The organism is Paenibacillus oenotherae (genome assembly GCF_019443105.1).
GTDB classification, from domain to species: domain Bacteria; phylum Bacillota; class Bacilli; order Paenibacillales; family Paenibacillaceae; genus Paenibacillus_Z; species Paenibacillus_Z oenotherae.
In genome coordinates this window covers 41,115-48,552 of the sequence record NZ_JAHZIJ010000028.1, presented here as the reverse complement: position 1 = coordinate 48,552, position 7,438 = coordinate 41,115, and the positions used below count along the sequence as shown (strand labels likewise).

Below are 7,438 nucleotides of genomic sequence, written 5' to 3'. Positions count from 1 at the left end.
CTGTATTGTCGTTATATCTCTCTGTATAGCTGATCGCATCGTATTCAATGATACAGGAGCAAAATAAGCCGAAAGATACCTCTTTGTCGTAGACATTCGAGGAGGAAGAATCGTAGTAACGGCTCAAAGTAAAGGATAAGCCATTGCGCCCAGGCAGGGACAGATCCGCTTCCTGCAGCGATAAGCTGCCGCTTACCGGCGAGATGCTCTCCGCCCCTTTGTTGATTTGGAAGGGGGATTTCATGTTTTTGAGATTCAGATTGTTGATGGCAGATAGAATGCTCGGTGAAGGAGTTGGGTCGGACATAGCCGCCGTCATCATGCGAGCGCTTTTGCCATAGACGGAATCTGTTACCGTGCTTCGATATACCGCGTCCACAACCTGCGGAAGCTCGTTCAGCACAATACCATCCCCGCTTTTTGGCGGAAGTTGCTGATCGATTAGGATACGCTCATCTATCTCTTGCAGCGGCTCATTTTCAAAGGGGACGACTGGATAGGCCTTTGTCTTCTCTACGCCCGGCTGCACGGGATTCGATCGCGCACTGGCGATGTTCACGCTCGGCAACACTAGCGAGAGGATCAGAATCAGACTCAATAATTTTCTCATTTATGATTCTCCTTGTATGGTTGTTTAAAATAGCGTTCTCGCCTGTTTATGAAGTGATTGCCGAAGATGATGGGACTTTATTGATCAGATTGCCGTTATTGTCGTAATAATAGTAGATTGTATATCTGGTTAACCCTTTCTCGTAAATCATGCTTTGAAGTCGGCCAGCTTGGTCATAGTTATAGACTCTAGCATTGTCAGTGACTCGCAACGTATAGGGATTGCTTGTATCGTAGCTCCCATTCATGCCGTAGACACGAATATAATAAGTCTGGTCTTGGGTCAGTCGAATACTTATCTCCTCTTGCACACCTGTCGGCTGATTCCCGGTAGCTATAACCGTAGTTGAAGTGCCTGATTCCGACGCGATTTCAATATCATAGTTTTTTGAAGCAGGGGCTTTGAGGCTGAAATGATAGGTATCCGTCTTAGGAGCCTTGAACTTGTAATAATGAGTCTCGGCATTGTTTATATAGTCCTTATAGGTTTGCCACCGTTGCAATGTCCGGTTATAGGGGTCATGGAATATGACGAGATGAGGTCTATAATCAGGCCCTCCTGGATAAGTCGTGGATGCTTCACTACTAAAGTTCACATAACCACCAAGACCACTTTTATCTGCAGTATGCTGCATCATAAAACCATAGGGCTGATTCGTTATAATGGCATCTTTCACAATATTCAAAACATACCAATGCCACCATCCTGTAGAGGTGGAAGTAAACGTACGTTGACTTGCTGCGTTGTCAGTTGTATAGGAAGCTCTTGTGTTCCATGTCATGCCGTATGTACTCCAAGGTGAAGTTACACGATACGCAGCGATATTTAATTGGCCTGTTCCCGGGATTAAATTGATATTCTTGGCATATAGAAATAACATTGCATCCGTAATGACAGAAGCATTATTGAAGCCTGATAAATCAAAGTTATAGTAGCCATTATAAGACTCATAGGTCATTGATCCATTATAATAACCGCTTATATGACCGACTTTTATTTCGCTGAAAGGTCCATAGTTCATAGTGGGGAATTTTGAATCCACATAGGTATCACTTTTAACCATTCTAACGAAGCCAACACTCGGGTCTATCGTTATAGGAAACGTCATTCCGGTTGTATCCACTTCAATATGGAAAAATGTTTTATTGCCCACAGAAGTGATTGTTGGCGCAATATATTTGAAGGCTCCTTTGCTGTCCGCCATCCAAAGCGGGGCTATATACAATTGACCATGCTCCAGCTTGCTGGATAGCTTCGTGTTAAGCTCAAAGGAAAATTTCTTGGGAGCCTGTTGATCCAATAGATAAATAAACTCCTTAATCCCCTCATTTGTCACCGTGAGCTTCACATCCGTTTGCTGCCAAGCATTCTTATAGAGAACACTATTTCTTTCTTTCATATCCACAATGCCTACTGCTTTATTGGCGTTTAAAGGTACAAACCCCAGCTTGTCCGTTCCTTTGGAGATGGAGTAACCTTTCCTGTAATCCTTCGGAATCGTCACATTAAAAGGGACATGCAATGCCCGGAAATTAGTCTGGCTTCGGTCAATACTCTTTGCTTTTTTCGCTTTGTTCGTATTGGAGATCGCCTTGGCCTCGCTTGCAATTTCTTTGGAGACCTTCATCTTGCTGGTATCAATGTCCACCTCATCAATCAGTGTCGAATCGATATCTTCCCAATTGTTCAATGCATCCAGGTAATGAGCGTTGCCTTGATATACTTCTGCTTTCATAGTTCCGTCTTCCAACAAATAATGCTTTGTGTTATAGTCCCTTTTTTCTTTCAACTCTTTTACTACTTTTTTCTCAATACCTCTTTTAGAATCCGAGAGATCTGATTCAATATTCAATTTGCTGGTATCTGATTGAATTGCACCGGATTCCTCTGTGATATCTATAGGTTCTCCTAGAACAACACCAGGGAACACCAACATCAAGCTGATGACAATAAGTACGATTCGGATATACTTTTCTTTTCCCATGACCTGTCTCCCTATTGTTAATTTTGCGGTTTATCGACCTGCTGTGTTGCACCATTAAATTTAAAGCTTCGCGCAACTCCTTTCTGGCTCCCTGATCTAGTTCCACTATCGATAACATAAAACTTATATAGATTCGTGAACATTTTAATCCATACAATAATTATTATCTTTAGGAGTTATTGTCGGTTATTGCTGGTTGATATCGAATATTCATAATTTTATGAAATCTTTATCTGGCATTCGCATAACTTGGTTTTTTCGATACCCATTCGGGGATGCTTTTTTGTGAGCAGAAGAAAGAAATAGTCGCTAATCGCATGAGGCCAATACGGAGACATTCGCCTTCAAGGAAGGATGAACGTATAGGAATAATGGAGAAGTTGAGAATTGTGCGCCGGCATCGATATGAAAGTATAGAGGAGAACCAACGAAAGTACGATACCCTTGAGAACCGCGAGGCAAGGCTATGATGATTACAGACCTTCAGCCACAAGTTTGATGAATTTATAGGCTGGCAGTAGGAAATTTTCTTTTTATTCGTAAAAATTCGAGGGTTCCGCTTAGTTTTTAGCTGCAAAAGTTGAATACATAAGAATAATACGCAACAAACGGCATATTCTAAGATCACACACCACTTCTCACTACGTATATCCCGGGTTTGATTGTTACCTAGCCAACCCAATCTGTCGCCGTTTCAAACCACAAACTTGTAAACGCTTACTTAACAAGTTTATCTGCCCTTATTACATCTGACTCCAGTACCGCGAAAAAAGTCATAGTAGGTAATTGACGAGTTTATAGGGAAATGTTATGTTGAGGCTAATACGTGAAATTTCGCTAAATTAATAGCTAAAACAAAGTCGTAATAGGGAATAGTTGGATAAGATACCTTAATTTATTTTTTATTGCTTATCGACGCAGCTTAACGAAGATAATATCACGACTAAAAATATAAGAATAATTAAATATAAGGGGTTGGTAATCCCGTCGTGATTATTATCAAATCCAGTAGAGACAAACTCGCACTGGCATAAAGATACGCAGATAAAAGGGGCACTTTAACACAGTAAGGGGTGTGGTCAGGAAGTGGATTTTGTCTTATTTATGGTTTTTGCTTTAATCGAAAATCTCGGTTATTTCTCTTTGATATTTGCGCTTTACAGATTGGACCTAGAGAAATATTGGTTACCTGCACTTGTCATAAGCATCATTATGCATCTGGTAAACTTCTACATCAGAAATGAATTTCTTACAGTATACACACCAGCAATAGTATTAGCTTTTATTATCCTATTGTTAATAGCCGTAGTCCGGATACCTATATTTTGGGCGATAATAGTAGCAGTCACAGGATACCTTGCGTTTGTTTTGCTACAAGCATTTTTTCTAATCTTGTCAATCCAACTGCAATTCCTCCCTCCAGACCAAGTAGAGTTTTCCGGCTGGAAAACAAATGTAATTCAAGTGATTACAGGATTGGTATCATTCGTAATCGGTCGTTACCTGTACCGTCGCGGAATTGGATATGCTTTTCAATTCCAACGCCTTCAATTCCGTCTAGGTACAATTGGGCATGTTATTATGCTGACACTTATAGCTATTGTATCCGGTACGTTTCTTTACATTAATAATCTCTTTGTGGTTATGGGTATTCTAATGGTTGGTTTCGCCTTCCTGATTTATTTCGCCCACAGAAAGGAGAAACAGGATGCAGACGATAGCCTATAAACTTGCCTTGGGCTTAAAGAATCGTGTCCCTTCTCACCACGGCAGCGTTGCAGTCTTTCAGTTCGCATTTGAAGTTTTATTAAATATAATTGGTGCTCTAATGTTGACGTTGTTTATCAGTTTATTTACAGGGCAAATCCTTGCAACCTGTTTAGCCCTGACAGCATTGGCTGCTTTGCGAATGGTTTCAGGCGGAGCCCACTTTAAATATTCTTCGTTATGTACGCTAGTCACAGCGATCGTCGCAAATTTTGCAAGCCTTTCGGATTTTCCTGCAATATACGTTGTAGTAGCTACCAGTATTAGTGTTGTAATAGCCTTAATTTATGCTCCTTCCAGAATCGAAGAACAAACAAGAATTCCTAAGAAGTATTTCCCGGTATTGAAACTTATATCGGTGATACTTATAGCATCTAACTACTTGATCGGTTCATCTATTATTGCGGTAACATTTCTTATTCAAAGCCTAACGCTTATAAGAAAGAAGAGGAGGAAAGCATAATGAACCGTCTTAGTACCAAGTTACTCTACTTCGTCTGCTCCGTGTTGGTTTGGATTGGGGTATCCATTGTTTCCACTGCATGCTCAGCTTGGTTGTACCAACCAAAAGTGCCTTCAGAACTTCTGAAAAAGTAAAAACCGAGGAGTTGCCCATGGAATTAACGGTTACAGGCAGCAGAGACGGGAGCGGCGGCCTCCTTTCGATTGATGTGAGGGATATCATCTTTTTTGAATACATCGGCGGAAGTGAGGCGCAAATTCGAGTCCACAAACTGCATGAAACTTTTTATACCATGGGGACTCTAAGGTACTGGATTACCGCCCTACAAGAGAGTGGCTTCGAGTTTGCTTTGGTCGACCGTAACAACGCCGTCAATATCAGAAGCATTAAAAGACTAGACAGCCAATTCAAGAAAGCCTACTTCGAAGAAGAAATCACTCGTGATTCCAAGTACTGCACTCTCGCTTGGGAGAAATACAAAGCATTAGTGAAGAAACTCGAATCCATGAACCAACCGGTTATAATCACGTAGGCCTTCCCTTGCAGGGAGGGCCTTTTGCTTACCGTACATTCCTGCCGTCTTTGCATTGTATGTGTTTGACCTACTATTCTAGAACTAATAATTGAACAAGAAAAATTATATACAATAACATGTATTTGGAATGTCTTTTATTGACCTTGATGTAAGGGGGCCCACAATGAACAACAAACTCAACTGGATTCCAATCACTCTGAGTGTTTTATGTATCCCCACTGTTGTGGCAGGTTTTTGGCTGGAACAATATTTAAGCCCTCAATAATCATTCTGGTTCTCATCTTCATAATAGCCACTCAGCTTAGAACCAAATAAACACCCTCGACTTCCCGACTTTTCAGGTCCATGGGGTCTACTTCGTCAGCCCCCCATCAAACCCTCCGTCTTTGAAACTCCGCAATACTCGCATACTCCTCCGTCAACAGACGGGATAGCCTGACGTAGATCGGCACCAGTTCCCTGTACACTTCCACGTTCTCTTCATTCGGCACATGATGGTGGCTGCCGCCCACCATCTTGGACACCTCTTGCAGCGAATCGATCTCCCCGATACTGTACAAGCCGAGGACAGCTGCGCCGAGACAGGAGCTCTCCGCACTCTCCGGCACGAATACCTCCTGATCGAATATATCCGCCATAATCTGACGCCATAATGGGGAGCGCGCGAAGCCGCCCGTAGCTTGAATCTTGTTCGGCAGGCCGATCAGCTCTTCCAAAGCGAGGAACACGGTGTACAGGTTAAAAATAACGCCTTCCAGAGCAGCCCGTATCATATGCTCCCGCTTATGATGCAGTCCAAGGCCAAAGAAGGATCCTCTCGCATTAGCGTCCCATAACGGTGCCCGTTCACCCGCAAGATAAGGGTGGAACAGCAGCCCGTCCGAGCCCGCTTTCACTTTGCTCGCCATCTCTGTCAGCATCTCGTAGGAATCGGTACCGAGCCGCTCGGCGGCCTCGATCTCCAACGCCCCCAGCACATTGCGCGCCCATCGAAAGATCATGCCGCCATTGTTGACCGCCCCGCCGATGACCCAGTAATTCTCCGTCAAGGCATAACAGAACGTTCGTCCCTTGGGATCTGTGACAGGACGATCCACGACTGTCCGGATCGCACCGCTCGTACCAATCGTAACAGCAACGACACCCGGCTCTATTGCGTTCAAGCCAAGGTTCGACAATACACCGTCAATCGCACCGATGACAACAGGAGTGGACGGGGACAGCCCCATCTCATTCGCATAGGCTTCGTCCATCCCGCTCAACTGATGCGTTGTCGGAACCAGCTCTGACAGCTGCTCCTTGGACACTCCTGCCACCTGAAGCGCCTCTTCGTCCCAGGTCAGCGATTCCAGATGCAACAGGCCCGTTCCTGATGCAATCGAGTAATCAATCACATAGGTGTGAAACAGTTTAAAGAAGACATACTCTTTGATCGAAATAAACTTATAGCTTGCCGCAAAAATATCCGGCTGCTCATGCCGCAGCCACGTCAGCTTCGATAGCGGCGACATCGGATGGATAGGCAGCCCCGTGCGAAGATAGATGTCATGACCGTTCATCTCATTCTTAATCTTGTCCGTCCATGCTGCGCTGCGATTATCCGCCCATGTTATACAAGGGGTAATAGGCGTGCCTTCCTTGTCCACTGCAATGACGCTGTGGCCTGCCGAGCTGAAGGAAACGCATACAATGCTGCCGGGTGCTATCCCGCTTGTTCTAATGACATGCTCAACCGTGCTTATGACAGCTCGAAAAATCTCCTCGGGATCCTGCTCTGCCGTATCCGGCGTAGGCGAATGGAGCAGATATTCAATGCCATGTGTTGCTATAATTGCCCCGTCAAGGGTGAATAAGACCGATTTGGTGCTTGTTGTGCCGATATCGACGCCAATTACAAATTGTGAGCCCATGATGTACGTGTCCTCCTTCTATGAAGCAACATGCTCTATTCTGTAAACGATAGCTTATCAGCGGCATGAAAGCAATCCGAATTGGAGCGTATCCTCATCATTTCAGCCACCCTTGGCAGCGGACAAGGCCTGGCACTTCTCTGCCGAAGCAGCGCACATCCCGCATGCC

At 44.1% G+C, this 7,438-nt stretch carries 7 protein-coding genes; 4 read left to right on the top strand and 3 right to left on the bottom strand.

From position 1 onward, the window contains the following. The coding region (locus K0T92_RS23355) for a DUF6531 domain-containing protein (RefSeq protein ID WP_219875042.1) at positions 1 to 610 on the bottom strand (610 nt) is incomplete at its 3' end. Positions 611 to 656: 46 nt separating this feature from the next. Then, positions 657 to 2,594: a DNRLRE domain-containing protein gene (locus tag K0T92_RS23350; RefSeq protein WP_219875038.1), complete on the bottom strand. Its 1,938-nt coding sequence runs from the start codon at positions 2,592 to 2,594 to the stop codon at positions 657 to 659. A gap of 1,086 nt (positions 2,595 to 3,680) precedes the next feature. Here K0T92_RS23350 and K0T92_RS23345 point away from each other — a divergent pair. The 4 genes from K0T92_RS23345 to K0T92_RS23330 are packed head-to-tail and all read left to right on the top strand — an operon-like array spanning position 3,681 to position 5,356. Continuing rightward, positions 3,681 to 4,322 (top strand): hypothetical protein, encoded by a 642-nt coding sequence (locus K0T92_RS23345; protein ID WP_219875037.1) that lies wholly within the window; start codon positions 3,681 to 3,683, stop codon positions 4,320 to 4,322. Continuing rightward, positions 4,303 to 4,824 carry an accessory gene regulator B family protein gene (locus K0T92_RS23340; RefSeq protein WP_219875035.1) on the top strand — a complete coding sequence of 174 codons (522 nt, stop codon included), beginning with the start codon at positions 4,303 to 4,305 and terminating at the stop codon, positions 4,822 to 4,824. Before K0T92_RS23345 ends, K0T92_RS23340 begins: the two co-directional genes overlap by 20 nt. Beyond that, entirely contained in the window at positions 4,824 to 4,958 is a 135-nt protein-coding gene (locus tag K0T92_RS25715) for a cyclic lactone autoinducer peptide (protein WP_219875033.1), read from the top strand. The genes K0T92_RS23340 and K0T92_RS25715 overlap by 1 nt, the downstream gene beginning before the upstream one ends. 17 nt (positions 4,959 to 4,975) lie before the next feature. Continuing rightward, the gene (locus tag K0T92_RS23330; RefSeq protein WP_219875031.1) at positions 4,976 to 5,356 is read left to right on the top strand and encodes a LytTR family transcriptional regulator DNA-binding domain-containing protein; all 381 of its coding nucleotides are present in this window, start codon (positions 4,976 to 4,978) and stop codon (positions 5,354 to 5,356) included. Between the two features lie 374 nt (positions 5,357 to 5,730). Here K0T92_RS23330 and gntK read toward each other — a convergent pair whose 3' ends face one another. Next, on the bottom strand, positions 5,731 to 7,269 hold the full coding sequence (gntK, locus tag K0T92_RS23325; protein WP_246628384.1) for a gluconokinase: 1,539 nt from the start codon (positions 7,267 to 7,269) through the stop codon (positions 5,731 to 5,733). Between the last annotated feature and the right edge of the window lie 169 nt (positions 7,270 to 7,438).